This is a genomic window from Erwinia magellanica (assembly GCF_039023495.1).
In the GTDB taxonomy this organism is placed as follows: domain Bacteria; phylum Pseudomonadota; class Gammaproteobacteria; order Enterobacterales; family Enterobacteriaceae; genus Erwinia.
The window spans coordinates 86,769-111,850 of record NZ_JBCHVC010000001.1 but is presented as its reverse complement, the minus strand read 5'-3'; the positions used below and the strand labels follow the sequence as shown (position 1 = coordinate 111,850).

The window sequence follows — 25,082 nt, the reverse complement described above, 5'->3', positions numbered from 1 at the left end:
TTAACGTTTGTTTTTCTTTAAATGACTCATCAAACGCTTACGTTTGCGCTGCTGGTTTGGTGTCAGCAGGTTACGCTTTCCTTCATAAGGGTTATCCCCTTCTTTGAACTGGATGCGGATTGGCGTTCCCATTACTTCCAGCGAGCGGCGGAAGTAGTTCATCAGGTAGCGCTTGTAGGAATCCGCCAGATCTTTCACCTGGTTACCATGAATAACCACTATCGGTGGGTTATAGCCACCCGCGTGAGCATATTTCAGCTTCACGCGGCGGCCACGCACCAGCGGTGGCTGGTGATCATCGGCTGCCATGTTCATGATACGGGTCAGCAGAGAGGTGCTGACGCGGCGCGTTGAACAGTCATAGGCTTCCGTGACTGACTCAAACAGGTTGCCCACGCCGCTGCCATGCAGGGCAGAGATAAAGTGAATACGGGCAAAGTCGATAAAGCCCAGACGGAAGTCCAGCGTCTCTTTCACTTCGTCACGCACTTCCTGTGACAGGCCATCCCATTTGTTGACCACGATCACCAGCGAACGTCCGCTGTTAAGGATAAAACCAAGCAGGGAGAGATCCTGATCGGAAATCCCTTCATGGGCATCGATAACCAGCATCACCACATTTGCGTCTTCAATCGCCTGCAATGTCTTGATAACGGAGAATTTTTCTACCGTTTCCGTGATTTTGCCGCGCTTACGCACGCCAGCAGTATCGATAAGGATGTATTCGCGACCATCGCGCTCCATCGGGATATAGATACTGTCACGCGTGGTGCCGGGCATGTCATACACCACCACCCGCTCTTCACCAAGAATTCGGTTGGTCAGCGTTGATTTACCCACATTTGGACGGCCTACAATCGCCAGCTTGATCGGCAGATCCAGCGGGTTAAAATCATCTTCCGCTTCGGCGGCTTCCTGCTCACCCTTCTCTGCGGCTTCCAGATCGGCCCAGTAAGCGGCGTTCTCTTCTTCTTCCGTCAGCGGCGCGGCTTCAACAACCTTATCCATATAGGGAAGCAGCACCGTTTCCAGCAGGCTGGTTACGCCACGGCCGTGAGAGGCCGCGATGGCGTGGATATCGCCTAACCCTAATGAATAGAAATCGGCAACGGCAGAGTCAGGATCCATGCCATCGGTTTTATTGGCGACAAGGAAGGTGGGTTTCTGACGCGAACGCAGGTGCTGTGCAATTGCTTTATCGGCTGGCATCAGGCCCGCACGGGCATCAACCATAAACAGCACCACGTCAGCTTCTTCAATCGCTAACAGAGACTGCTCGGCCATGCGCGTTTCCACGCCCTCTTCGTTACCATCGATACCACCGGTATCGATGCAGATAAACTCCTGCCCTTCCACTTCAGCACGACCATACTTACGGTCGCGCGTTAGTCCGGGAAAATCCGCCACCAGCGCATCTCGCGTGTGCGTTAAACGGTTAAACAGGGTGGATTTTCCCACATTGGGACGCCCGACCAGCGCGACCACAGGTACCATATTGAAGCCTCATTACAAAATTAAGCGCCTGATGTGCACAGGCAAAAACGCGATGCACACACTGGCTGAAGGCGTAAGAATACCACGCCCGGAGAAAAACGAAACGGCCCCTGACGAATCAGGAGCCGTTGCAGATAAGTTCAGACTGGAAAAAGTTAGCGTGTGAACGCGTAAACTTCGCCGCCTTTAGCCTGAATTAACAACTTATCGCTGGCCACAACAGGCTCAGTCTGGAAGCCGGAGCTGTCCACTTCCTGCTGGGCAACAAAGCGTCCGTCGTCTGTGTTGAGCCAGTGCAGATAACCTTCGCCATCGCCCACGACCAGGTAGCCATTATAGAGCACTGGTGAAGTCAGATTGCGATGCAGCAGATCGCTCTGACGCCACACTGTTACGCCGCCCTCGGTGCTCAGCGCGATCACACGGTCATCCTGATCGATCAGGTAGATACGACCACCGTCAACAATCATGTCATGGACGGAGCCGATTTCACGCTTCCACATGATCTGACCTGAACGCAGATCCATCGCCGTCAGGTTGCCGTTATAGGCCAGAGCGTAGACCACCCCGTTGACCACAACTGGCGTGGTATCCACATCGGACAGGCGATCGATTTCTGTTGCGCCGCTTGGCTGAGAAATACGCTGCTGCCAGATAATCTGACCCTGATTCATCATTACCGCGCTTACGCGTCCGTTGTCACCACCCACAATAGCCGCGCCGAAAGCAGCGGTAGGGGCAGATTCACCACGCAGAGAGAGCGCCGGCACATCCAGGTTAACGGACCACTTCACTGCACCGCTGGTTTGATCCAGCCCCTGTAGCATGCCGTTGCTGGTATGAACCAGCACCAGGCCGTCGCTGACCACCGGACGGGAAAGTACTTCTCCGGCCGCTTTGGTCTGCCAGGCAATGGAACCGTCGCTGCTGTTCAGCGCATAAACCTGCGCACGTTCGCTGCCCAGGTAAACATGCCCACCATCAACGGTTACGCCGCCAGAAATCAACGCCGGACGGTTGCTGGAGAAGAAGCCGGTTTTTTCGGAAAGATCGACTTTCCACTGCTCTTTACCGTCGCCCGCGTCGAGTGCTTTCACGATACCATGGCGATCGGCCGCATAGACGGTATTCTCTGCCCAGGCCGGATGCAGGTTGGAGTAGTAATCACCTACGCCATCCCCTACTGAAGTGCTCCAGACTTTTTCCGGGGTAAACTGATTTTCAACTTTAGGTAACGGCGACATTTTGACCACGTCTTCTTCACCGCTGAACCATGAACATCCGCTGAGTAGTGTGACTGAAATCAGTCCCGGCAGAAGTATCTTACGCAATTCCATGAAATCCCTCTTGAGCCTGTTGAGGCAAATTTATACCGCGGGGGTGCTTAACCGGGTAAATTATTCATTTTCATCTGTAGCATCTCTTTCAGCGCCGGAGACGCGTCAGAGGCAATGCCTTTACTCCAGGCATCACGCGCGCCTTTGGCATCACCCTTGCTGAGCAGGGCTTCACCGCGTACGTCGGCTACGATCGCCGTCCAGCCGTCACCTTTGATCTGGTCGAGCGTTTTTACCGCGTCATCCGGTTTTTTCTGCTCAAGCTGAATACGCGCCAGACGCAGATTTAATACCGCCTGGAGATTCGCGTCCTGAGTAGCTTTCAGACCGCTTTGCAGCTGGCTGGCGGCTTTATCCAGCTGGTTGCCATCAACATAGCGTTTAGCCAGATCCAGAGAGGCAAGCGCACCGTAAGTATTGCTGTTTTCGCTGGCAAATTTGGCGGCGGCATCCAGCGTTTCAGGCTTGCTGGTATCAAGTGCGCTGGAGATCTGCTGATAGGTCGCAGAGGCCTGACGGCTGCTGCCATCTTCATGGCTGCTCCAATAGCGCCAGCCAGCCAGAGCACCAATGCCGATAATCACGCCTATAACCAATGCTTTACCGTTTTGGGCAAAAAAGCCGCGTAACGCATCTACCTGTTCGTTTTCATTGCTATAAACTTCCACGCAAACCTTCTCCTTTAAAACGCGACTGGCCTACTTCAGCATTGCTGCAAGCGTTGCGGCAGCATCACGCTGTGCCAGCGTTTGTTGCTCGCCATTACGTAAATCTTTAATCGTCACTTCGCCTTTAGCCACTTCATCTTCACCCAGCATCAGGGCCACACGGGCGCCCCATTTATCTGCACGGGCAAACTGCTTCTTGAAGTTGCCGCCGCCAAAGTTGCTCATCAGCTTCAGTGACGGATCCGCATCACGAATTTGCTCAGCCAGCAGCATGGCGGCAGACTGCACGCCCTGCCCTGAAGCGATAACATAGACATCGACAATGCGCGTCGGTTCAAATTCCGGATTAACGGCCTGAACCAGCAGCACCAGGCGTTCAAGCCCCATCGCAAAACCAACCGCTGGCGTGGCACGCCCGCCAAGCTGTTCTACCAGACCGTCATAACGCCCACCGCCACATACGGTTCCCTGGGAACCCAGACTGGAGGTGACCCATTCAAAGACAGTGCGGTTGTAGTAGTCCAGGCCGCGCACCAGACGCTGATTTACGGTGTAGGCAATTCCTGCCGCATCCAGCAGCTGGCAAAGGCCAGCAAAGTGTTCACGCGACTCCTCATCCAGGTAATCGCTCAATTCAGGCGCTGAGTTAAGCAGCGTCTGAATATCGGGATTTTTACTGTCGAGTACCCGCAGTGGATTGGTGTACATGCGCCGTTTGCAGTCTTCATCCAGCACATCCTGATGCTGCTCCAGGAAGGCGATCAACGCTTCACGGTATGCTGCACGTGCTTCCAGCGATCCAATAGAGTTCAGTTCCAGATTAACGTGCTCTGCGATGCCCAACGCTTTCCACCAGCGAGCCGTCATCATGATCAGCTCTGCATCAACGTCCGGCCCCTCCAGGCCAAAGACCTCCACGCCCATCTGGTGGAACTGGCGATAGCGCCCTTTTTGTGGACGCTCATAGCGGAACATGGGGCCAACATACCAGAGACGCTGTTCCTGATTGTACAGCAGACCGTGTTCGATACCCGCACGCACGCAGCCTGCGGTGCCTTCCGGACGCAGCGTCAGGCTTTCACCGTTGCGGTCCTCAAAGGTATACATCTCTTTCTCAACCACGTCGGTGACTTCACCGATAGCGCGTTTGAATAACGGGGTCTGCTCTACAATCGGCAGGCGGATTTCGCTGTAACCGTAGCCAGCCAGCACCTGCTTGAGGATCTGCTCAATGCGTTGCCATACAACGGTTTCCGCAGGAAGGTAATCATTCATGCCGCGGATAGCCTGGATATTTTTAGCCACTTTATTCTCTTCTTAACTCAGGGGCGGAATAAGTGAGGAAGCGGGCAACATAATTCCGTCGCCCTGCTTGCTACATCCGCCCAAAATAGCGATTTATTTTTCTAAATGCTGGATAGCAATGCGGCGGCTTTCGTCCATCATCGCCGCTTTCGCACGGATTCGGGCCTCCAGCTGGTCGATCATGTCGTCGTTATCCAGACGTTCACGCAGACGAACACCATCTTCATAGAATCCACTTTTCTTGTTGCTGCCGGTAACACCCAGCGTGGAAACCAGCGCTTCGCCCGGCCCGTTCACCACGCAGCCAATGATGGAGATATCCATTGGCGTAACAATGTCTTCGAGCCGCTGCTCAAGCGCATTCACCGTACCAATGACGTCAAACTCCTGGCGCGAACAGGTTGGGCAGGCAATAAAGTTGATACCGCGTGAACGGATACGCAGCGATTTCAGAATATCGAAACCAACCTTAACCTCTTCCACCGGATCTGCCGCCAGCGAGATGCGCAGCGTGTCGCCGATCCCTTCAGAAAGCAGCAGTCCCAGGCCGATCGCGGATTTTACCGATCCCGCACGTGCGCCACCGGCTTCGGTGATGCCCAGGTGCAGAGGCTGATCGATCTCTTTAGCCAGCAGACGATAGGACTCTACGGCAAGGAAAACGTCGGAGGCTTTAACGCTGACCTTAAACTGATCGAAGTTAAGACGATCGAGATGATCGACATGACGCATCGCGGATTCAAGCAGAGCCTGAGGCGTAGGTTCGCCAAATTTTTCCTGCAAATCTTTTTCCAGCGATCCGGCATTTACGCCGATACGGATAGGAATGTTGTAATGCCTTGCGCAATCCACCACCTGGCGGATACGCTCTTCATTGCCGATGTTGCCGGGGTTGATGCGCAGGCAGTCAACGCCATATTCGGCCACTTTCAGGGCAATGCGGTAGTCAAAATGGATATCGGCCACCAGCGGGACGTTAACCTGCTGTTTAATGAGACGAAAAGCCTCTGCGGCGTCCATAGTAGGAACGGACACGCGAACGATATCGACACCGACACGCTCAAGCGCTTTGATTTGATTAACCGTCGCCGCAACATCAGTAGTGCGCGTGTTGGTCATTGACTGAACGGCGATCGGGGCTCCGTCGCCTACCGGCACCTTACCGACGTAAATACGGGTAGATTTGCGACGGGTAATGGGGGCCTGGTTATGCATATTCTCTCTCCACAATTCTTCGCGACCAGAAAGAGGCGTTATTGCGCACCGACTGACAGGCGAGCTACCTGATTAGTCCGGATGAAACGACTCAGATCAACCGGCTGTCCCTGATACTCGATATGGACAGCACCCGGAGCACCAATTTTCAGGCGATAAGGGGCGGTACCAGCCAGGCTGAGTTTACCACCACTACGCTGCATTCCGCTGAACAGTTTTTTGCCGGTGGCATCACTGACTTCCAGCCAGCAATCTTTATCAAAGTTCATCACCAGCGCGTTAGCATCGGCTGCGGGCGCACTTACGCCTGCTGACCCGGTTGGCATCTGGCTGTTAGCCATATTGTCTACCGGCGCCTGAGAAGGCGAAACGGCAACGGGCTGATTGTTAGTTGCAGCGTTACTGGCTGGAGCCTGAGACGCAGCTGGTGCAGATGCGGATGGAGCCGCAGTTTCAACAGGCGTCTGGGCTGAGGTATCAGCAGGCGCGCTTTGTGCGGCCGTGTTGCTGGCCGACATAGCGTCGTTGCTGCTGCTGTTATCACCCAGCGGGATCGACTGGCTGTTATCGCCGCTGCCTGTTGAATTTTGATCGGCCATGGAGACCAGATCGTCCTGCGCGGCCTTGTGATTCTGCCACCACCAGGCGCCGGTCAACCCAACCACCACAAACAGAACCAGCCAGGTGAAAATCATCAGCCAGCCATCGCGCTTTTTACGGCGTTTGCCCAGCGAAAAGCTCTGCATCGGCGCCACTTTTGCGGCACGAACAGGGGCCTGCTTCTCCATCATCGGCAGCAGTTCCTCTTCAGGAACATGAACCAGACGGGCATAAGAACGGATATAACCCCGCAGGAAAGTCGATGCCAGATCGGCTGGTGACTTGTCCTCTTCAATATCGCGGACGGTGGAAAGTTTCAGGCAGAGGCGTTCAGCAACGTTCTGCTGTGTCAGTCCCATTTGCTCACGGGCACCGCGCAGGCGCTCGCCTGTTGAATTTACTGCTGATTTATCTTGAGTGGCTTCAGTATTCATTAGCTAAATAGTGCAGGTGCTGTATCGATTGTGGAAAATTTCGCGCCAGTTGCTCTCCCGCAAGCTTTACGCCTTCAGGGTGCTGCGCCAGCGCGGCGAAGCGAATCTCTAACCACAAACTTTCTGCCGAAGCAGCAAAGTTGTGTTGATAAGTATCTAGCAGAAGACGCGCTACCTCCTGCTCATGCTTTCCAAATCGCCTTTCGGCTTCTGCCAGCAGTGCTCTGCCCCTGGCCTCAGCGTGTTGTGTCGCTTCGACCAGCGCGGCCCGTGCCTTATCCTGTTCTCCGGCCAGCAGATAACAGTATCCGGCATTTTCCCTTGCGTCGGCGCGAGCGCCGATTTCAGGCAATTCAGCTGCTTTGCTGAACTGCTGCTGAGCCGCATCATACTGCCCTAAAAGACAGAGAAACGCACCGTAATTATTGAATACATCACGGTTTTGTCCCGCCAGCCGCAGTGCTTTTTGATAACGGCCGCCAGCTTCAGTCCAGTCTCCTGAACGCTGGTAATAACGAGCCATCGCCAGCTGTACCCGATAATCTTTTGGTGCCAGCTCCTCCGCCTGCTGCAAATTACGCCGGGCGGCGGGCAGGTTATCAAGTAACAGATAATCAAGCCCCAGCTGAAGCCGGGTCTGAACCCGTGCATTACGTTGCGGCACAGCCACGCAGCCTGCCAGCAGCAGCACGGCCAGCCAGCATGGGAATCCTTTACCCATATTACCTCCTGATAAGTACTCAGCGTTATGGTACGCCTTTCACATCAGGGCTGACAGCGCCAGTGATAGCAGAAGCTCAGGTTTCAGAGCGCTTTCACAGAAATGGCTTCACCCGCCATTTTTTTGCGCAGCGTACGCTTGGTACGGTCAATCACCTCGCCGGCAAGCTGTCCGCAGGCGGCATCAATGTCGTCACCACGCGTCTTACGCACAATAGTGGTAAAACCGTAATCCATCAACACTTTAGAAAAGCGATCGATGCGGCTGTTGGAACTGCGGCCATAAGGTGCGCCCGGGAAGGGGTTCCAGGGGATCAGGTTGATTTTACATGGCGTGTTTTTCAGCAGCGCGGCCAACTCATGGGCGTTATCCGTGCTGTCGTTAACGTGATCGAGCATGACATACTCAATCGTTACGCGGCCCTGATTAGCATTAGATTTGGCAATATAACGACTCACTGCGCCTAAGAAGGTCTCAATATTATATTTCTTATTGATCGGCACAATTTCGTCACGAATGGCGTCATTGGGCGCATGCAGGGAGATAGCCAGCGCGACATCAATCATATCACCGAGTTTATCCAGCGCAGGCACCACGCCTGAAGTGGAAAGCGTCACGCGTCGTTTTGATAAACCAAAGCCGAAATCATCCAGCATGATTTCCATCGCGGGCACTACGTTATTCAGGTTAAGCAGCGGTTCACCCATACCCATCATGACCACATTGGTAATGGGACGCTGGCCGGTGATTTTAGAGGCACCAATGATTTTAGCCGCCCGCCAGACCTGTCCGATAATTTCGGAAACACGCAGGTTACGGTTAAAGCCCTGCTGTGCGGTGGAGCAGAACTTGCACTCCAGTGCGCAGCCTACCTGGGAGGAAACGCACAGGGTGGCACGATCTTTTTCGGGAATATAGACCGTTTCAACCTGCTGCCCGCCTACGGTGATTGCCCATTTGATGGTGCCATCGGCAGAACGCTGCTCTTCTGCAACTTCAGGAGCGCGGATTTCGGCCAGCTCTTTCAGCTTGCCACGGAAAACTTTGTTGATGTCCGTCATTTCATCAAAATCATCACAGCAGTAATGATAGATCCACTTCATCACCTGATCGGCACGGAACGGCTTCTCGCCCAGACTGGCGAAAAACTCGCGCATTTGCTGGCGGTTCAGATCGAGCAGGTTGATTTTTTCTTTTTTTGGCGTGGCAACAACAACGGATGCGGACGACGGGCTAACAATAGATTCAGACATAATTTTCTCTGGCCTCGTTATTACACGTTATGGCTCTGGGGAATGGGAAGTAGATAAAACGCCCCTGCTGAGCAAGCTCAGGTCAGGGGCGCATTATCATACAAGCGTGTGGCTACAGGTTAAAGTGCGTCACGGAAATAAATTGTAAACGCCCTGCGCTTCACGTCAGGTAATTATTCTCTTAGCGAGTGCGTGGGCACACTTCGCCTTCGCCGAAGAAATAGGCGATTTCGCGCGCAGCAGACTCAGCAGAGTCAGAACCGTGGGTTGCGTTTTCAGTGAAGCTGTCTGCGTAATCTGCACGCAGAGTGCCTGCCAGAGCGTTAGCCGGGTTAGTGGCGCCCATCAGGTCACGGTGACGCTGAACAGCGTTTTCGCCTTCCAGCACAGAGACCACAACCGGGCCAGAAGTCATGAACTCTACCAGACCGTCGAAGAACGGCTTGCCCTGGTGTTCAGCGTAGAAACCTTCAGCCTGCTCTTTGCTCAGGTGCAGCATTTTGCTGCCGACAATTTTGAAGCCAGCGCTTTCAAAACGGTTGAAGATGGCACCAATAACGTTTTTTGCCACCGCGTTCGGTTTTACGATAGAAAAAGTACGTTCGATAGTCATATGGACCCCTGTTTGATGTCGAGTTTGACCGGTGAAAAGGCTCTCCGGCCTGGAAAATGGCGCCGATTATAGGGGGCATCGCCGCCCTTGCCTACCGGATATTCAACAATTTAGTAAAAAACGCGATCTTAAAATCCACAACTTTGCAGTGGTTTAGTAAATTCTTACCTGTTACTGCAACCCGCCACTGGATTCAGGCTGAAAGATTACCTGGCTTGCTGCCCTGCGGATAGCCCGCCTGGTGATCTTTCAGAACTGTGCCGTAATATTATGCTGTTTTGCGGTGGATTTGCGCTGATATTTGCGTAGTGCCTTCAACTTCTTAAGGAATAACAACCGGCCACTCCGGAACCCCTTGTGATGGCGCATAAGATGGTTAACACTGACGGTCATCTCTTACATTCCTTAAAGCGAGGCCGTCATGTCATCCTCCTTCTTTGTCACCGTCGGGTGGCTTGCTGAACACCTTACTGACCCGGATCTGCAAATTTTAGATGCGCGCATGCTGCCGCCGGGACAGGAAAGCGTGAGAAATATTCAGGCTGAGTATCTGGCTAAGCATCTGCCGGGCGCGCCGTTCTTTGATATTGAAGCGCTGTCGGATCACACCAGCCTTTATCCTCATATGTTACCCAGGGCCGAATCCTTTGCCGTAGCGATGCGGGAGCTTGGCGTAAGCAGCGACAAACACCTTGTGGTTTACGATGAAGGAAATCTCTTCTCGGCCCCCCGAGCCTGGTGGATGCTGCGCGAGTTTGGCGTGGCTAAGGTTTCGATTCTGGCGGGCGGCCTTAAAGGTTGGGAAGAAGCGGGACTTACGCTGGATAGCGGTGCTGTTGAGCTTCCGGAAGGGGAATTTGAAGCCCGCTTTGACCAGAAGGTGGTGAAGCGGCTGACGGACGTACTGTTGATCAGCCATGAGGGCGGTGCGCAGATTGTGGATGCCAGAGCGGCAAACCGCTTCCGGGGTGAAGTGGATGAGCCTCGTCCGGGTCTGCATCGTGGCCGCATTCCAGGGAGTCTTAACGTCCCGTGGAATTCGCTGGTAGAAAACGGAGAGCTTAAGCCGGCCTCCGCTCTCAGAGAGATTTTCAGCCAGCAAGGCGTTGACCTGACGCAGCCGATTGTCACCAGTTGCGGTTCAGGCGTCACGGCTGTGGTGGTGATCCTGGCGCTGAATTCCCTGGGCGTTGAAAACGTCAAGCTCTATGACGGCTCCTGGGGTGAATGGGGAAGCCGTGATGACCTGCCCATCGCCACTGGCTGAGCAGGCAGCAAAGAAAAAGGCGTCTCCTTGCAGGATACGCCTTGCTAAGTACGGCTGCGATTCGCCTTTCCCGGATTAACGCTACTCCCGGCCAGCTCACTTTCTACTGGCCGCCACTGAATTACTCAGTTAGTCAGTTACTCAGTTACTCAGTTACTCAGTTAGTCAGTTACTCAGTTACTCAGTTACTCAGTTACTCAGTTACTCAGCTACTCAGCTACTCAGCTACTCAGCTACTCAGCTATTCAGCTACTCAGCTACTCAGCTACTCAGCTATTCAGCTATTCAGCTACTCAGCTACTCAGCTACTCAGCTACTCAGCTACTCAGGCAGAGAGTGTGCCAGCACTGATGGGCTATGAAGGGATATTTTTTACCTTGAATTCCCGCAGAAAACTTCCCCATTTACGCTCATAAAACGGCGTAATGTGTGCGGTAAAAAAGTGGCTGATGCCTTTCTCATTCTCTACCACTTCGCAAATATCAACCGGCTCATCTTCTAACAAAGTATCTGTTGCCACGCTGCCTGCCGCCTGAATAATCGTCTCTATATTACTCTCGGCTTCAATGCCTATCAGCAGGTTCGGCTTCTCTTCAGAAGACTCTTTAATATGGGCAACATAGGCTCTGCGTACCTGCTTGTATTTGGCAAACAGCTGGGTCAGGGAGTCGATCATCTGTGCTGGCGGTTCAGCAATTTCTGACAACAGCAGTGAGGTTCCGCCCTCCAGCACAGTTTGCTGGCTCAGGGCATTAGCGCCCTCCCCTAACAGACTGGTGATTTCCCGCGGAGAGAACTCTTTGCCAGCGGGCAGTTTCGGGTTGAGAAACAACGTCTCTCCCATCGTCATTTCAAACAGCGTGCGCACCGGCATCACCAGAAACGGCTGTTCCTCTGTCACCGCCTGTTCCAGCGCCTCTACAGAGGTGAAAAAGGGAATGATGCTGGTGCCGTCATCTTTTTCCCAGTGCTGGAGGTCAACCGGAGTCTCTGCTGTCACCTGCGCCTGGTCCGGGCTTTCACCCGGCACCCAGACGCTGGCATCCATAAGCAGAGTGAAAAACTCAGGCCGGTGGGCGGGTTCGGTTGCCGCCAGTTTAAGCACCTCTTCAAGGCGCTGATTGGATCCGTTCATTTATTCGTTCCGCTTATCACGCGGGCGGGAATGCCCCGCCTCTGAAGGCAGCTCAGCGCTGCCTCAAATTGTTTGCTGCCATTCTGAGAGCAGCCAGAAGCTGCTCGTCTCTTCTCTGCCGCTTAAAGCCGCCAGGGCGGCCTCTATTTCAGCAGCAGATCCGCCACGGTACGCACGCCCAGCCCCGTTGCACCAGCAGACCACTGGTCAACGGCGCCTTTACGGTAGGTTGCGGAACAGTCGATATGCAGCCAGCCTTTCTGATAATTTTTCACAAAATGTGACAAAAACGCTGCCGCTGAGCTGGCACCAGCCGTGTGGGCAGGTGCAGCGATATTATTCAGATCGGCAAAGTTAGAAGGCAGATAGCTGCGATGGAACTCCGCCAGCGGCAGGCGCCAGAATGGCTCATTTTCACTCTCGGCACTGCTCAGCAACGACCGGGCAAGCTCATCATCAAAGCTGAACAGGGCGTGATAGTCATTGCCCAGCGCGGTTTTAGCCGCACCGGTCAGGGTGGCAGCATCAATCAGCAGTTCAGGATTTTGTTCACTGGCATCAATCAGGCCATCGGCCAGCACCAGTCGCCCTTCTGCATCGGTGTTCATCACTTCAACGGTTTTGCCATTGCGATAGTCGATGATATCTCCCAGGCGGAACGCATTGCCGCTGACCATGTTGTCGGCACAGCAAAGGTATAGCTTGACCCGTTTGGTTAAACCACGGTTGATAGCTAACGCCAGCGAGCCTGCCAGTGTAGCTGCGCCACCCATGTCAGACTTCATGGAATCCATGGAGCCGCTGGGCTTCAGGCTGTAGCCGCCGGTATCAAAAGTAATGCCCTTACCTACCAAACAGGCAAAAACAGGCGCATTTTCATCCCCTGTAGGGTTGAAATCGAGCGCCAGCAGCGCCGGGCTACGGGTTGATCCCCGGCCTACCGTGTGCAGTCCCATATAGCCTTGTTGACGCAGGTCATCCCCTTTGGTGATGCGATAGCTCACCGCCTCACCACCCGCTTCACTCAGCAAATCTACGGCTCGCTGCGCCAGCTGCGAAGGGCTGAGATCTTCCGCTGGCAGATTGATGGTATCGCGCACCCAGTTGATGATTTTCATCCGGCGATCAAATTCCGCGCGATCGCTCTCATTCAGTGCGGCCCACTCAACGGTACGCTCTCCTTTCGGGCTGCGATAGCCCTGCCAGAAGGCCCAGCTTTTCTCTAAATCCCACTCGCCTTCGAGCGCAACGTGACGAATGCCCTGGGCATCAATTTTGCGTGCTGCACGCTGAATGGTAATGAGGGGATCGCTGCCGGTGAGATGAATAGTCATCCCGCTGTCGTTACTGGTCAGGGTCGCTTTTTCGCCCCAGCGTGCGTCTGCCGCTGCCGTTGACAGTGTTATTTTCATTGGTGTGGTTGTCATCGCATGGCTCCTTACAGGGTTCAATGATTTTCCGTCCTTAAAACGGTCGGACACTACAATAAACCTTTATTGGCTTTCGTCTAACTCAGACTTTGAGAAAACATGGAAAAACGGGCTGAATCAACATTCAGCCCGTTGGGGTTCTTTTACAAAGTATTAAAATCAGCCGTGAACAGCAAGATTATGGCTGTCTCGTCCGGAGGATTTGAACGCCAGCCACTCGGGGGAAAGCGCCCGCAGGCGGCCTGTCGACTTCTGCACCAGCTGAATGGCGTAGTCGATCTCCTCCTCCGTGGTGAATCGTCCCAGGGAGAAACGCAGCGAGCTGTGTGCCAGTTCGTCGTTGATACCCAAAGCGCGTAACACGTAAGAAGGCTCCAGACTGGCTGAAGTACAGGCAGATCCTGAAGAGAGCGCCAGATCCTTAAGGGCCATGATCAGCGATTCGCCGTCCACAAAACTAAAGCTGACGTTGAGGATATTTGGCGCGCCAGCAGCCAGATCGCCATTGAGACTGACTTCTTCTATAGCTGAGAGACCCTGCCAGAGTTTGAGGCGAAGTTCACCCAGACGGGCCATTTCACTCTGCATCTCTTCTTTCGCAATACGAAACGCTTCGCCCATCCCCACAATCTGATGCACAGGCAGCGTACCGGATCGCATTCCGCGCTCATGTCCGCCACCGTGGATCTGCGCTTCCAGCCGGATACGTGGTTTACGCCGCACGTATAATCCGCCGATCCCTTTTGGGCCATAGAGCTTGTGCGCGGAGAAAGAGAGGAGATCGACCGGGATCGTGCTGACATCCAGCGGCAACTTACCAACGCTTTGGGTAGCATCAGAGTGAAAAAGGATCCCCCGCGACTGGCAAAGCTCAGCGATTCTGGCCAGATTCTGCACCACACCGGTTTCATTATTCACCTGCATAACAGAGACCAGAATGGTTTCTTCGCGCATCGCGGCCTGGAGCTTTTGCAGATCGATCACGCCGTTGCTTTCCGGCGCAAGATAAGTTACTTCAAACCCTTCGCGTTCAAGTTGAATGCAGGTGTCCAGCACCGCTTTATGCTCGGTCTGGCTGGTGATGATGTGGTTGCCCTTCTCACGCAGGCTGTGCGCTACCCCTTTGATAGCGAGGTTATCCGATTCGGTTGCGCCAGAGGTAAAGACAATTTCACGTGGATCGGCACCAATCAGATCGGCGACCTGATTACGGGCCACATCCACCGCCTCTTCAGCCTGCCAGCCAAAACGGTGAGAACGGGAAGCGGGATTTCCGAAGGTGCCGTCCAGGGTCAGGCACGCCATCATTTTGGTGGCAACACGAGGATCGACAGGGGTTGTGGCGGCATAATCGAAGTAAATCGGTACTTTCATTGCGCTTGAACTCCATACATCAGGGCAAAATGTAAGTCATTCACTGCGTACCGATGATAAAGTTATTCCGCCGCCACGGGCGGTGACTGTCGCCTGAGCCAGCAGGCTACAGGTGACAGGTTCGCCTCAGGCGACAATCAGGCACGCAGATTGACGTTAATGGTTTCATGCACGCGGCCAGTAGAGACGCGCGCTTTTTCAGTGTTGTTCTGACGATCGGCCACATCCAGAATATCCTGGTTGTTGACCAGCTCGGCAAGGGTGATGTTGTTAAGGAAATCGCTAATGCGCTCGCTCAGGTCACGCCAGAGCACATGAGTCAGGCAACGTTCGCCGCCCTGACATCCCTCTTTACCCTGACATTTGGTCGCATCAACGGATTCATCAACGGCAGTGATCACCGCGCCGACAGCAATGGCATCCGATGCTTTACCCAACAGGTAACCACCGCCCGGACCACGAACGCTGGCCACCAGACCGTTTTTACGCAAACGAGAGAAGAGCTGCTCCAGATAAGAGAGGGAGATACCCTGACGCTCTGAAATATCAGCTAATGGCACTGGCCCCTGGTGAGAGTGCAGCGCAACATCAAGCATAGCAGTAACGGCATAACGGCCTTTGGATGTCAGTCTCATGGCGTAAACGACCTCAGTTGTACCCTGGTGGGGTGTTAACAAAATATGGAGGCAAGTCTGACATTCCCGAGTAAATTGGTCAAGTATTTAACCTAGTAAAACACTCAAGTATTTAACCAAGTGTTTTACTCAACTATTCACTCACTTTTCACTGACTATTGAAGACGTTACTTGTTGCTGCCAGGCTTTTCCAGAGAAGAAAGCATGCCCCGCAGGATATTCAGTTCATCCCGCTCCGGGCGCGCCCTGGTATAAAGACGGCGCATTTTGCTCATCACCTGGCCCGGACTGCCTTCACGAATAAAGCCGCTGTTCACCATCATTTTTTCCATGTGCTGATAGAAGCGTTCCAGATCGTCCACCAGCGGATAGGGTGACTCTTCATACTCGGGCTGCGCGGTTTCCTGCGATTGCAGAAATGCCATCCGCACCTCATAGGCGATGATCTGCACAGCCATCGCCAGATTCAGCGAGCTGTATTCCGGGTTAGCAGCAATAGCTACATGATAATGGCACTTTTGCAGCTCTTCGTTGGTCAGGCCAACACGCTCGCGGCCAAACACCAGCGCAACTGGCGCCTGCTGCCCTTCCTCTACGCTCTTGATACCGCATTCACGCGGGTCGAGCATGGGCCAGGGCAGCGAACGGGAGCGGGCACTGGTTCCCACCACCAGACTACAGCCGCTCAGGGCTTCGTCGAGCGTGTCCACGATATGCGCTTCGCCAATCACATCGCTGGCGCCAGCAGCCAGCGCTATTGCCTGAGAGTCAGGCTTCACAAGAGGGTTAACCAGATAAAGGTTGGTCAGGCCCATGGTTTTCATCGCGCGTGCGACGGAGCCCATGTTGCCGGTGTGAGAAGTTTCCACCAGCACAATACGAATGTTCTGCAGCATAGGAATTCATGTCTGTGAGATAATTTGAGGATGCTATCATATTTTCAGGACATTTTACGATCTCCCTGCTATAATCCGCGCCGTTTTCCCGTTCTTTAACATCCAGTGAGAGATAACGATGCATCCAATGCTCAACATTGCCGTGCGCGCTGCGCGCAAGGCCGGAAATTTAATTACCAAGAATTATGAAACCCCGGACGCTGTCGAAGCGAGCCAGAAAGGCACCAACGACTTCGTTACCAATGTTGACCGCGACGCCGAACGCCAGATTATTGAGGTGATTCGCAAGTCCTATCCGAAACACACCATTATTACTGAAGAGAGTGGTGAGTTAGCCGGTGAAGACCCGGATGTACAATGGGTTATCGATCCACTGGATGGCACCACCAACTTCATCAAACGTCTTCCTCACTTCTCCGTCTCCATCGCCGTGCGCATTAAAGGCCGCACTGAAGTCGCCGTGGTTTACGATCCAATGCGCAATGAGCTGTTCAGCGCGGTTCGTGGCCAGGGCACGCAGCTTAACGGTTATCGCCTGCGCGGCAGCACCGCACGCGATCTGGACGGCACCATTCTGGCGACCGGCTTCCCGTTCAAACTGAAGCAGCACGCCACACCTTACATCAACATCGTAGGTAAGCTGTTTACGCAATGTGCAGATTTCCGCCGTACCGGTTCAGCTGCGCTGGATCTGGCTTACGTAGCTGCGGGCCGCGTTGATGGCTATTTTGAAATTGGCCTGAAGCCGTGGGATTTTGCTGCTGGCGAACTGCTGGTTCGTGAAGCTGGCGGTCTGGTGACGGACTTTGTTGGTGCCCACGGTTACCTGACCTCTGGCAACATCGTTGCCGGTAACCCACGCGTGGTGAAAGCGATGCTGGCTTCCATGCGTGAAGAGTTGAGCGAAGCGCTGAAGCGCTAAACCTCCCCTGCGGCCGAAGCGATTCGGCGTGCGCAGCAGAGTCTGCGCACAGGAGAGGGGCTGTTGTCTGCTGGGCGAAGCGATTCGTCCGTTGCTCTCCATATGGCCGCACTATTTTACCGGGAGCGGTGTTGTTCGCTCCGGTTACTCCCTCCCTGTTACTGCCCTGCCTTTCTGCTACCTCTGTTTCCCATAAAATTTATTATAAGAACATCGGTCTGATACCGCCGGAGATCGCCGGTTGCGCACTCAGCCATAGCATCATGCCAGTCGCCACCAGCATTACGCCTCCAGCCAGAGATAATCCTGACCAGCCCACTTTTTGCCAGCCCGCAGGCGGCGTCCCCCGGCTCAGCTTCAGCGCCAGCGCTCTGGAAACCTGAACCAACAGCGCCATAGCCGATACGGTCAGCGCCGTACCTGTAGCCATCGCCAGCGCCGACAGAATGCCCCAGCCGTAGACGCCAATCACCTTTGAAAACAGCAGCATCATGATCGCGCCTGAACAGGGGCGAAGCCCCATCGACAGCACCACCATGGCTTTGGTTTTTGCCGTAACCGCTTTATCCAGCGTCTGACTGTCGGGCACATGCTGATGCCCACAGCCACAGCTTTCGCTGTGCTGATGGGTCGGCATGATGCGCTGGAACCTGACTGGCGGTGAGGGGCGCAGCGCCTGCCAGATAGTGCGCAAGGCGCGCCAGCAGAGCCACAAACCCAGCCCCACCACCAGCAAATAGCTCGCCTTTTCCAGCCAGAAACTGCTGAGATGCAGCTGACGTGATGAAAGCCCCAGCACAACCAGCATCAGGGTGACCAGTAGAATAGCCACCAGCCCCTGAACCAGCGCGGCCGCAAGGGTCAGTTGCAGGCTGGTTTTTACTTTTGTCGGATGCGTGGCCAGAAAGGTCGCTATCACTACTTTCCCATGCCCTGGCCCCAGCGCGTGCAATATGCCGTAGAGCAGGCTGAAGCCCAGCAGCGTCAGCCCCGCCTGCTGTGGCTGGCTGGCGACCTGCTGAAGCAGGGCCGTCATTTGCTGATGCAGCGTTTTCTGCCACAGCACGCTTTGCAACAGGATCTGCGGCCAGTGCTGCCAGACGGCAAACCCCGCCGCACTAAACGCCAGCACCATTACAAACAGCGGCCAGGCCTGTAGCCAGCTTCGTCTGGCGAGAGAGGGAGAAAAGTTTACCGACATGTCAGGGTTACCGTCTGCGCGAACTGCCTTCCCAGATCCATATCCTCTGGCGGCGCGTCAGCTTTATCTAACGAGAGCGCATACGCCTGCATGGAGGAATCGGGCTTCGGCGTTTTTAAAGTGAACTGGCAGCGGTTAGCCAGTTCAGGCGGCATATGCAAAGATTTTTCAGAGTCGTAATACATATCAACAAAGTAGGTTGGGTCAAAAGTCGAAAACGTATAGCGCTTTCCCATCAGAGGCTGCGGCTCGGCCAGCGGCAGGATAAAGTCCAGCACCGCCTGATGCCCCTGACGGGAAAGGTGATATTCCGGCGGCAAATTATCAAATTTTACCGGTTTCCCCTGGTGCCAGAACTCGCTGAAGTAATGCTGCCCCAGCACGTTGGCCATCACTTCCGCAGCCAGCTTTTTCCATATCACGGAATCAGGCTTTGCCTGACCAGCGTCGTAAAGCAGATCGGCAGAGGTTATCTCATCCATCACCCAGTGCATTTTCAGGCCAGTGAGGCGATCTTCCTTATGCACCAGCGTCACTTGCATATCAATAAAGCTGTGCGGATGGCCCCAGGCGAAGGGCATCAGCCCCAGTGACAACAGCGCTGCCGCCAGCTTAACTGAAAGGTTATAACGTAACAATTTAACGTCCTTCTCCTGATAAGGCAAAAATTCTGTGATCTGGCTGGAAAGCTATAAAAAAAACTGGCTGCTTTTCTCTGACAGCCGGTCAGGCAGGCTATGCTAAGCGATGTCACTTTTTACTGGGATCGCAGATGATGAGCTTACCCTCACCCGAGCCTTCTGCCCTTTCCAGTCCGCAACGTCATTGCCATTTGCTTTTACTGCTTTATCTCCCTGAGCTCACCGTCACCCTGGAGTCAATCTCAGAGATTAATCGGGTCGATCGGTCAGTCACCCGGCAAGATATAGCGGAGGTGGAAGCAGAAATCCAGCGCTATCACCGGCTTGCCCTGCAACAGGAAGCTGGAGGAGCCTACCGGATAAGCGGTGCGGAACTGGATCAGCGGCTGTGTCTGTTTCACTGGCTGCGCCGGGCGCTGCGGCTTGCCCCTGAATTTGTGCAGTCACATTTTGCCCCGCAGGTAAAGCTTCAGCTCAGAAAGAAACAGATAGAGAAAGTGCTTTACGACGAGCATAACCTGCTGGCGCTGGTGCAACACTGCTCGCAGCGGCTTTCACGCAAATTTACCGAACGGGATTGCTATTTCCTGCAACTTTTTATGCAACATTCGCTCTGCCGTCAGACCAGCACCACATTCAGTGAAGCTCAGCTTGCGTGGCTCTCCGCCCGCCTTGAGCATCAGGTTGCCGAAGAAGTTGTGCACCACTGGCAAAAGCGCGGTAAAACGCCTCCGCACAGCAGCGAGACTGGCCTGTTAGCCTTGCTGTTCAGCCAGATGCATGTACCCAGCGCCAGCGAGGCCCATCATGAGTATGAGCAGCAGCTGTTAGAAGCTGTCCGCCAGATGATTGAACGTTTTCAGGCTCTTTCCGGCATGCGCTTCAGCGACGATCGGGGACTGAGCGATCAGCTTTATACCCATCTTTCTCAGGCGCTGGAACGGGCGCTGTTTGGTGTGGGGATCGATCAAAGCCTGACTGAAGAAGTTACCCGCCTCTATCCCCGGCTGTTGCGAACAACCCAGGCTGCGGTAGCAGGGTTTGAACAACAGTACGCGCTCACTTTCTCTCAGGAGGAGATGGGGCTAATCGCCATTATTTTTGGCGCCTGGCTGATGCAGGAGAGCGCTTTGCAGGAGAAGCAGGTGCTGCTGTTAACCGGCAAAGACCCTGAGCTGGAGCGGGAAGTGGAACAGCAGCTCCGGGAGCTGACGTTGCTGCCGCTGAACATCAAATATCTGGACGTGACGGAATTTCAGCGCAACAGTGCGCCAAAAGGAACGGCACTGGTGATCACCCCTTATGCCACGCCTCTGCCGCTGTATTCCCCGCCGTTGATCCATGCAGAACTTCCGCTACAGGCACATCAGCAGCAGCGCATCCGGCTGCTGCTGGAGTCCTGACAGGATCAGGCCGCTTTGGGCCGCATAAACAGGGCTGGCACCACTATCAGTGCCATCACCCAAAATACGTTCCCTTGCAGATGCTGGAACAGCACGCCAACGACCATGGTCATCACCGCTATTCCGCCCCCCATCGCCAGCGCGGAGTAAACTGCCTGCAAGCGGATCACTTCGCCGCCTTCACGGGCTGCGATAAAGCGCATGGCCGCCAGATGACAAACGGTGAAGCTGCCGCAGTGCAGGATTTGCGCCACAATCAGCCAGGGTAAGGCGGTGGTAGAAGCCATCAGGCTCCAGCGCACCAGGGCGCACACGCCTGAAAGCAGCAGCAGATCCCGCGCGCCCCAGCGGCGGAAAAGGCGGTTACTGGAGGCGAATACCACGATTTCCGCCACCACGCCCAGTGACCAGAGATAACCGACCACGCTGGCCGAATAGCCCGCCTCCTGCCAGTAGATAGCACTGAAGCCATAGTAGGCCGCATGCGCGCCCTGCATCAGCGTCACGCAGAGCAGGAACCGCCAGACCGCGTTCTCTTGCAGCATTCGTCGCCACTCTCTCCAGCCCGCCCGCTCAACTTGTTTGACACCCCCCAGCGGCATCACCGAAGGCCGTAACAGCATGCCGCCCGTCATGGCGACGATGCCGGCACAGAGCATCACCAGAATAGCCTGCGTGGAGAAAGCGCTGACCAGGACGCCCGTTAACGCCGAGCTGATAACAAAGGCCAGCGACCCCCACAGCCGCACCGGCCCGTAGGGCATTCCTATCTGTTTTTGCCAGGTGGCGGCCAGCGCATCGCTCAGGGGAACCAGAGGAGAGAAGAAGAGGTTAAAGCCGACCATCACCAGCAGCAGCCAGATCCAGAAAGCGCTTATCCAGAAGCTGAGCGCAAAAAACAGCGTCAGCATCGCCAGCAGGCGCAGCGCGGTGATCAGTTGGGCAGGATGGGTAACGCGGGAGGCAATCAACAGGCTGCCAAGGAAACGGGCAATCATGCCACAGCCCAGCAGCAGGCCAATCTTTTCCGGCTCAAGGCCGCTGCCTTTCAGCCAGACGCCCCAGAAAGGGAGCCAGACGCCGTAAGCAAAAAAATAGGTAAAGTAGCCCAGACCGAGCCAGTATGCTGAACGAATCGCCATGTTCCCTCCGGTTTTGAGCGCTACTTTCTCAGAGGTCAGGCTTAAGATCAATTAACGGGGCCAGAGGCCCCGTTAATGTCGCTTACAACTGCCGGAACATTACGCGTTGTTATGCGTAGACCGGGAAGCGCGCACAGATTTCCAGAACCTGCTTCTTAACCCGTTCCTGGGTGCCTTCATCGCCGATATTGTCAAGAATGTCGCTGATCCAGCCAGCTAATTCACGGACTTCTGCTTCCTTGAAGCCACGACGGGTCACGGCAGGCGAACCAATACGGATACCTGAAGTCACAAACGGGCTTTTGGGATCGTTTGGCACACTGTTTTTGTTCACGGTAATGTTAGCGCGACCCAGAGCGGCATCCGCTTCTTTACCGGTCAGGTTTTTATCAACCAGATCCAGCAGGAAAAGGTGGTTATGGGTGCCGCCAGAAACCACGTTGTAGCCGCGCTCCAGGAACACTTCCACCATCGCTTTAGCGTTTTTCGCCACCTGCTGCTGATAAACCTTGAACTCAGGCTCCATCGCTTCTTTCAGCGCTACCGCTTTACCGGCAATCACATGCATCAGCGGGCCGCCCTGGCCGCCGGGGAACACGGCAGAGTTCAGCTTTTTATAGAGATCTTCATCACCGCCTTTTGCCAGGATCAGGCCGCCACGCGGACCCGCCAGGGTTTTATGGGTAGTGGTGGTCACGATATGGGCATGAGGAACCGGGTTTGGATAGACGTCAGCGGCGATAAGGCCAGCCACGTGCGCCATATCCACAAACAGCCAGGCCCCGATGCTGTCTGCAATTTCGCGCATTTTTGCCCAGTCACAGATGCCGGAGTAGGCGGAGAAACCACCAATAATCATTTTAGGCTTGTGTTTCTGAGCCTGTGCAGCGAGATCTTCGTAATCGATTTTGCCGGTTTCGTCGATGCCGTAAGGCACCACGTTATAGAGCTTACCGGAGAGGTTTACCGGAGAGCCGTGGGTCAGGTGACCGCCATGTGCCAGGTTCATCCCCAGAATGGTGTCGCCCGGCTGTAGCAGCGCGGTGTAAACAGCGAAGTTAGCCTGAGAGCCGGAGTGCGGCTGAACGTTAGCGTAATCAGCGCCAAACAGCTCTTTTGCACGGTCAATCGCCAGTTGCTCAACGATATCGACATATTCACAGCCGCCGTAGTAGCGCTTGCCCGGATAGCCTTCGGCATATTTGTTGGTCAGCTGAGAACCCTGCGCCTGCATGACACGTGGACTGGTGTAGTTTTCTGAAGCAATCAGTTCAATGTGCTCTTCCTGACGCACTTTTTCCTGCTCCATTGCCTGCCATAACTCGGCATCATAGTCGGCAATATTCATATCACGCTTTAGCATCCGCATCTCCTGACTGGCTAACCAAATATTCGGTATTGAACGGCCCGTGTGGGCGAAGGCCATCAGTGTAAACTGTTTTACCTGCTGAAGGGTAGCCACAAAGCGTGTTTTATACGCAAACGATTGGCCTGCCGTCTGGCAAGGGTTTTATACGGTTTTTGCAACCCTTTACAGCGGGAATTTTCATCATCTCCAACCTGTGGATTTTTCATCTTTGCGGCACCGATCGCAGCGTTAAATCTCCCTGCTAACTAAAGGTGCATTTACAATGCATGTTAAAGAGCTATAAGATGTATTTAAAATGCAACTTTATAAACCCCGCAGGGAGTCACCTATGTTAGACGCTAAAACTATCGCCATCGTTAAATCCACTATTCCGGCGCTGCTGGCCACAGGTCCCAGCCTGACTGCCCATTTTTACGATCGCATGTTCAGCCATAACCCGGAGCTGAAAGATATTTTTAATATGAGCAACCAGCGTAACGGCAACCAGCGTGAAGCGCTGTTTAATGCCATCTGCGCCTATGCCAGCAATATTGAAAATCTTGCGGTTCTGTTACCGGCAGTAGAGAAAATAGCGCAAAAGCACACCAGCTTTGCCATTCAGCCCGATCAGTATCAGATAGTGGGCAGGCATCTGCTGGCCACGCTGGATGAGATGTTAAGCCCAGGGGAAGAGGTGCTGAACGCCTGGGGCGAGGCGTATGGCGTGCTGGCAAATGTGTTTATCCAGCGCGAAGCGCAGCTTTATCAGCAAGCGGAGAACCAAACAGGGGGTTGGCGGACACCACGGACGTTTCGCATCAGCGAAATCACTGTGGAGAGTGAAGTCATCAAAAGCTTTATTCTCAGCCCGGCAGATGGCAAGCCGGTAGCGGATTATCAGCCAGGGCAGTATCTCGGCGTCTGGCTGCGTAACAAAACGTTCGCTAATCAGGAGATCCGCCAGTACTCCCTGACCCGCGCGCCGAATGGTCGTGACTATCGTATTGCCGTACGTCATGAGCCGGGTGGTACCGTTTCTGGCTGGCTGCATCAGCATGCCCGGCTGGGTGATGAGCTTCAGCTGGCGGTGCCGGCAGGAGATTTCTTTATGGATATCGCTCCAGAGACGCCGGTTACGCTGATTTCCGCTGGCGTTGGCCAGACGCCGATGCTGGCAATGCTGGATGTGCTCGCCTCCCGCCAGCACCCTTCCCGCGTGCAGTGGTTCCATGCGGCCGACAACGGCAAGCGGCACGCATTCCGGGAGGAAGTAGCCAGCACGGCGCAGCGGCTACCGCAGTTTTCGCAGCATATCTGGTATCGCGCGCCCCTTGAGCAGGATAGCGGCAGGTATGACAGTGAAGGCATTATGGATTTACTGCCGATAGAGAGCCAGCTGAGCGATACGGCCTGTCACTACTATCTCTGCGGGCCAGTGGTCTTTATGCAGCATATTGCGCAGCAGCTGACTACGCTGGGCACAGACTCTTCCCGCATCCACTATGAAGTTTTTGGCCCCCACAAAGTTCTGTAAAGCCCAAAAACGACATCGCCGCCCTGAAAAGGACGGCGATGGCTGGCATTAAGCAGAAGAGGCGAAGATCAGATTGCCTCTTCGTCTTCCTCACCGGTACGAATACGCACCACGCGCGCCACATCAAAGACGAAGATTTTACCGTCGCCGATTTTACCGGTCTGCGCGGTTCTCATAATGGCTTCCACGCAGGTATCCACGATATCGTCAGCAATCACCAGCTCAATCTTCACCTTCGGCAGAAAATCGACCATATACTCAGCGCCGCGATAGAGTTCGGTATGGCCCTTCTGACGGCCAAAACCTTTCACTTCGGTCACGGTCATTCCGGTGATCCCAACTTCAGCCAGCGCTTCACGCACGTCGTCGAGTTTGAATGGTTTGATAATCGCATCAATTTTTTTCATGGCAGACCCTTTTCATTCTCTCCGCGGCCGGAGAGTAATCTAATCAGTATACGTTCAGCGGACAGCTACCGCTGCGCGGTCTGTCTCTTTTTCAGCGTGTTAAGCTA

23 protein-coding genes are annotated in these 25,082 nt (G+C 54.4%); 4 read left to right on the top strand and 19 right to left on the bottom strand.

From position 1 onward, the window contains the following. From der to ndk, 9 genes are all read right to left on the bottom strand, one after another. The gene (gene der, locus AAH450_RS00540; RefSeq protein ID WP_318791053.1) at positions 1 to 1,494 is read right to left on the bottom strand and encodes a ribosome biogenesis GTPase Der; all 1,494 of its coding nucleotides are present in this window, start codon (positions 1,492 to 1,494) and stop codon (positions 1 to 3) included. Positions 1,495 to 1,649: 155 nt separating this feature from the next. Further along, positions 1,650 to 2,831 (bottom strand): outer membrane protein assembly factor BamB, encoded by a 1,182-nt coding sequence (gene bamB / locus AAH450_RS00535; protein WP_342908438.1) that lies wholly within the window; start codon positions 2,829 to 2,831, stop codon positions 1,650 to 1,652. 47 nt (positions 2,832 to 2,878) lie between these two features. Continuing rightward, entirely contained in the window at positions 2,879 to 3,499 is a 621-nt protein-coding gene (locus AAH450_RS00530; protein WP_318791051.1) for a YfgM family protein, read from the bottom strand. A 30-nt stretch (positions 3,500 to 3,529) separates the two neighbouring features. Next, entirely contained in the window at positions 3,530 to 4,804 is a 1,275-nt protein-coding gene (gene hisS / locus AAH450_RS00525) for a histidine--tRNA ligase (RefSeq protein ID WP_342908437.1), read from the bottom strand. 93 nt (positions 4,805 to 4,897) lie between these two features. After that, the gene (gene ispG, locus AAH450_RS00520; protein ID WP_318791049.1) at positions 4,898 to 6,019 is read right to left on the bottom strand and encodes a flavodoxin-dependent (E)-4-hydroxy-3-methylbut-2-enyl-diphosphate synthase; all 1,122 of its coding nucleotides are present in this window, start codon (positions 6,017 to 6,019) and stop codon (positions 4,898 to 4,900) included. 38 nt (positions 6,020 to 6,057) lie between these two features. Beyond that, positions 6,058 to 7,053 (bottom strand): cytoskeleton protein RodZ, encoded by a 996-nt coding sequence (gene rodZ, locus AAH450_RS00515; protein WP_342908436.1) that lies wholly within the window; start codon positions 7,051 to 7,053, stop codon positions 6,058 to 6,060. Beyond that, on the bottom strand, positions 7,043 to 7,774 hold the full coding sequence (pilW, locus tag AAH450_RS00510; RefSeq protein WP_342908435.1) for a type IV pilus biogenesis/stability protein PilW: 732 nt from the start codon (positions 7,772 to 7,774) through the stop codon (positions 7,043 to 7,045). Before pilW ends, rodZ begins: the two co-directional genes overlap by 11 nt. An 83-nt stretch (positions 7,775 to 7,857) precedes the next feature. Beyond that, complete coding sequence (gene rlmN / locus AAH450_RS00505) at positions 7,858 to 9,027, bottom strand: dual-specificity RNA methyltransferase RlmN (RefSeq protein ID WP_342908434.1); 1,170 nt, start codon at positions 9,025 to 9,027, stop codon at positions 7,858 to 7,860. A 181-nt stretch (positions 9,028 to 9,208) separates the two neighbouring features. Beyond that, a complete protein-coding gene (gene ndk / locus AAH450_RS00500) occupies positions 9,209 to 9,640 on the bottom strand; it encodes a nucleoside-diphosphate kinase (RefSeq protein ID WP_013203396.1) in 432 nt (143 codons plus the stop codon). A gap of 421 nt (positions 9,641 to 10,061) precedes the next feature. On the opposite strand from ndk, the gene sseA reads away from it, so the two are divergent. After that, positions 10,062 to 10,907 (top strand): 3-mercaptopyruvate sulfurtransferase, encoded by an 846-nt coding sequence (sseA, locus tag AAH450_RS00495; RefSeq protein WP_342908433.1) that lies wholly within the window; start codon positions 10,062 to 10,064, stop codon positions 10,905 to 10,907. Positions 10,908 to 11,262: 355 nt separating this feature from the next. Here the strand turns inward: sseA and sseB are convergent, their stop codons facing one another. The 5 genes from sseB to trmJ form a co-directional block, all read right to left on the bottom strand. Next, a complete protein-coding gene (gene sseB, locus AAH450_RS00490) occupies positions 11,263 to 12,042 on the bottom strand; it encodes an enhanced serine sensitivity protein SseB (protein ID WP_342908432.1) in 780 nt (259 codons plus the stop codon). 143 nt (positions 12,043 to 12,185) lie between these two features. Next, positions 12,186 to 13,469 (bottom strand): aminopeptidase PepB, encoded by a 1,284-nt coding sequence (gene pepB / locus AAH450_RS00485; RefSeq protein ID WP_342908431.1) that lies wholly within the window; start codon positions 13,467 to 13,469, stop codon positions 12,186 to 12,188. Between the two features lie 162 nt (positions 13,470 to 13,631). After that, positions 13,632 to 14,846, bottom strand: a complete 1,215-nt coding sequence (locus AAH450_RS00480) for an IscS subfamily cysteine desulfurase (RefSeq protein WP_342908430.1) — start codon at positions 14,844 to 14,846, stop codon at positions 13,632 to 13,634. A 137-nt stretch (positions 14,847 to 14,983) separates the two neighbouring features. Next, entirely contained in the window at positions 14,984 to 15,481 is a 498-nt protein-coding gene (iscR, locus tag AAH450_RS00475; RefSeq protein WP_318791040.1) for a Fe-S cluster assembly transcriptional regulator IscR, read from the bottom strand. 167 nt (positions 15,482 to 15,648) lie between these two features. Then, positions 15,649 to 16,377 (bottom strand): tRNA (cytosine(32)/uridine(32)-2'-O)-methyltransferase TrmJ, encoded by a 729-nt coding sequence (trmJ, locus tag AAH450_RS00470; RefSeq protein WP_342908429.1) that lies wholly within the window; start codon positions 16,375 to 16,377, stop codon positions 15,649 to 15,651. A gap of 118 nt (positions 16,378 to 16,495) precedes the next feature. On the opposite strand from trmJ, the gene suhB reads away from it, so the two are divergent. Beyond that, a complete protein-coding gene (gene suhB / locus AAH450_RS00465; RefSeq protein WP_342908428.1) occupies positions 16,496 to 17,299 on the top strand; it encodes an inositol-1-monophosphatase in 804 nt (267 codons plus the stop codon). Between the two features lie 202 nt (positions 17,300 to 17,501). Here the strand turns inward: suhB and AAH450_RS00460 are convergent, their stop codons facing one another. Beyond that, positions 17,502 to 18,500 (bottom strand): nickel/cobalt transporter, encoded by a 999-nt coding sequence (locus tag AAH450_RS00460; RefSeq protein ID WP_342908427.1) that lies wholly within the window; start codon positions 18,498 to 18,500, stop codon positions 17,502 to 17,504. Continuing rightward, positions 18,491 to 19,081 (bottom strand): DUF1007 family protein, encoded by a 591-nt coding sequence (locus AAH450_RS00455; protein ID WP_342909539.1) that lies wholly within the window; start codon positions 19,079 to 19,081, stop codon positions 18,491 to 18,493. Before AAH450_RS00455 ends, AAH450_RS00460 begins: the two co-directional genes overlap by 10 nt. A 194-nt stretch (positions 19,082 to 19,275) precedes the next feature. On the opposite strand from AAH450_RS00455, the gene csiE reads away from it, so the two are divergent. Continuing rightward, positions 19,276 to 20,544, top strand: a complete 1,269-nt coding sequence (csiE, locus tag AAH450_RS00450) for a stationary phase inducible protein CsiE (protein WP_463322702.1) — start codon at positions 19,276 to 19,278, stop codon at positions 20,542 to 20,544. Between the two features lie 5 nt (positions 20,545 to 20,549). Here csiE and AAH450_RS00445 read toward each other — a convergent pair whose 3' ends face one another. Both AAH450_RS00445 and glyA read right to left on the bottom strand, forming a co-directional pair. Next, positions 20,550 to 21,686 (bottom strand): 3-phenylpropionate MFS transporter, encoded by a 1,137-nt coding sequence (locus AAH450_RS00445; RefSeq protein ID WP_342908425.1) that lies wholly within the window; start codon positions 21,684 to 21,686, stop codon positions 20,550 to 20,552. A 109-nt stretch (positions 21,687 to 21,795) separates the two neighbouring features. Then, positions 21,796 to 23,049, bottom strand: coding sequence for a serine hydroxymethyltransferase (glyA, locus tag AAH450_RS00440; RefSeq protein WP_318791033.1), 1,254 nt, complete (start codon positions 23,047 to 23,049; stop codon positions 21,796 to 21,798). Between the two features lie 334 nt (positions 23,050 to 23,383). Between glyA and hmpA the strand changes: the two genes are divergently transcribed. Beyond that, the gene (hmpA, locus tag AAH450_RS00435; RefSeq protein WP_342908424.1) at positions 23,384 to 24,568 is read left to right on the top strand and encodes an NO-inducible flavohemoprotein; all 1,185 of its coding nucleotides are present in this window, start codon (positions 23,384 to 23,386) and stop codon (positions 24,566 to 24,568) included. 68 nt (positions 24,569 to 24,636) lie between these two features. On the opposite strand, the gene glnB is transcribed toward hmpA, so the two are convergent. Then, positions 24,637 to 24,975 (bottom strand): nitrogen regulatory protein P-II, encoded by a 339-nt coding sequence (glnB, locus tag AAH450_RS00430; RefSeq protein WP_013203412.1) that lies wholly within the window; start codon positions 24,973 to 24,975, stop codon positions 24,637 to 24,639. Positions 24,976 to 25,082 lie beyond the last annotated feature (107 nt).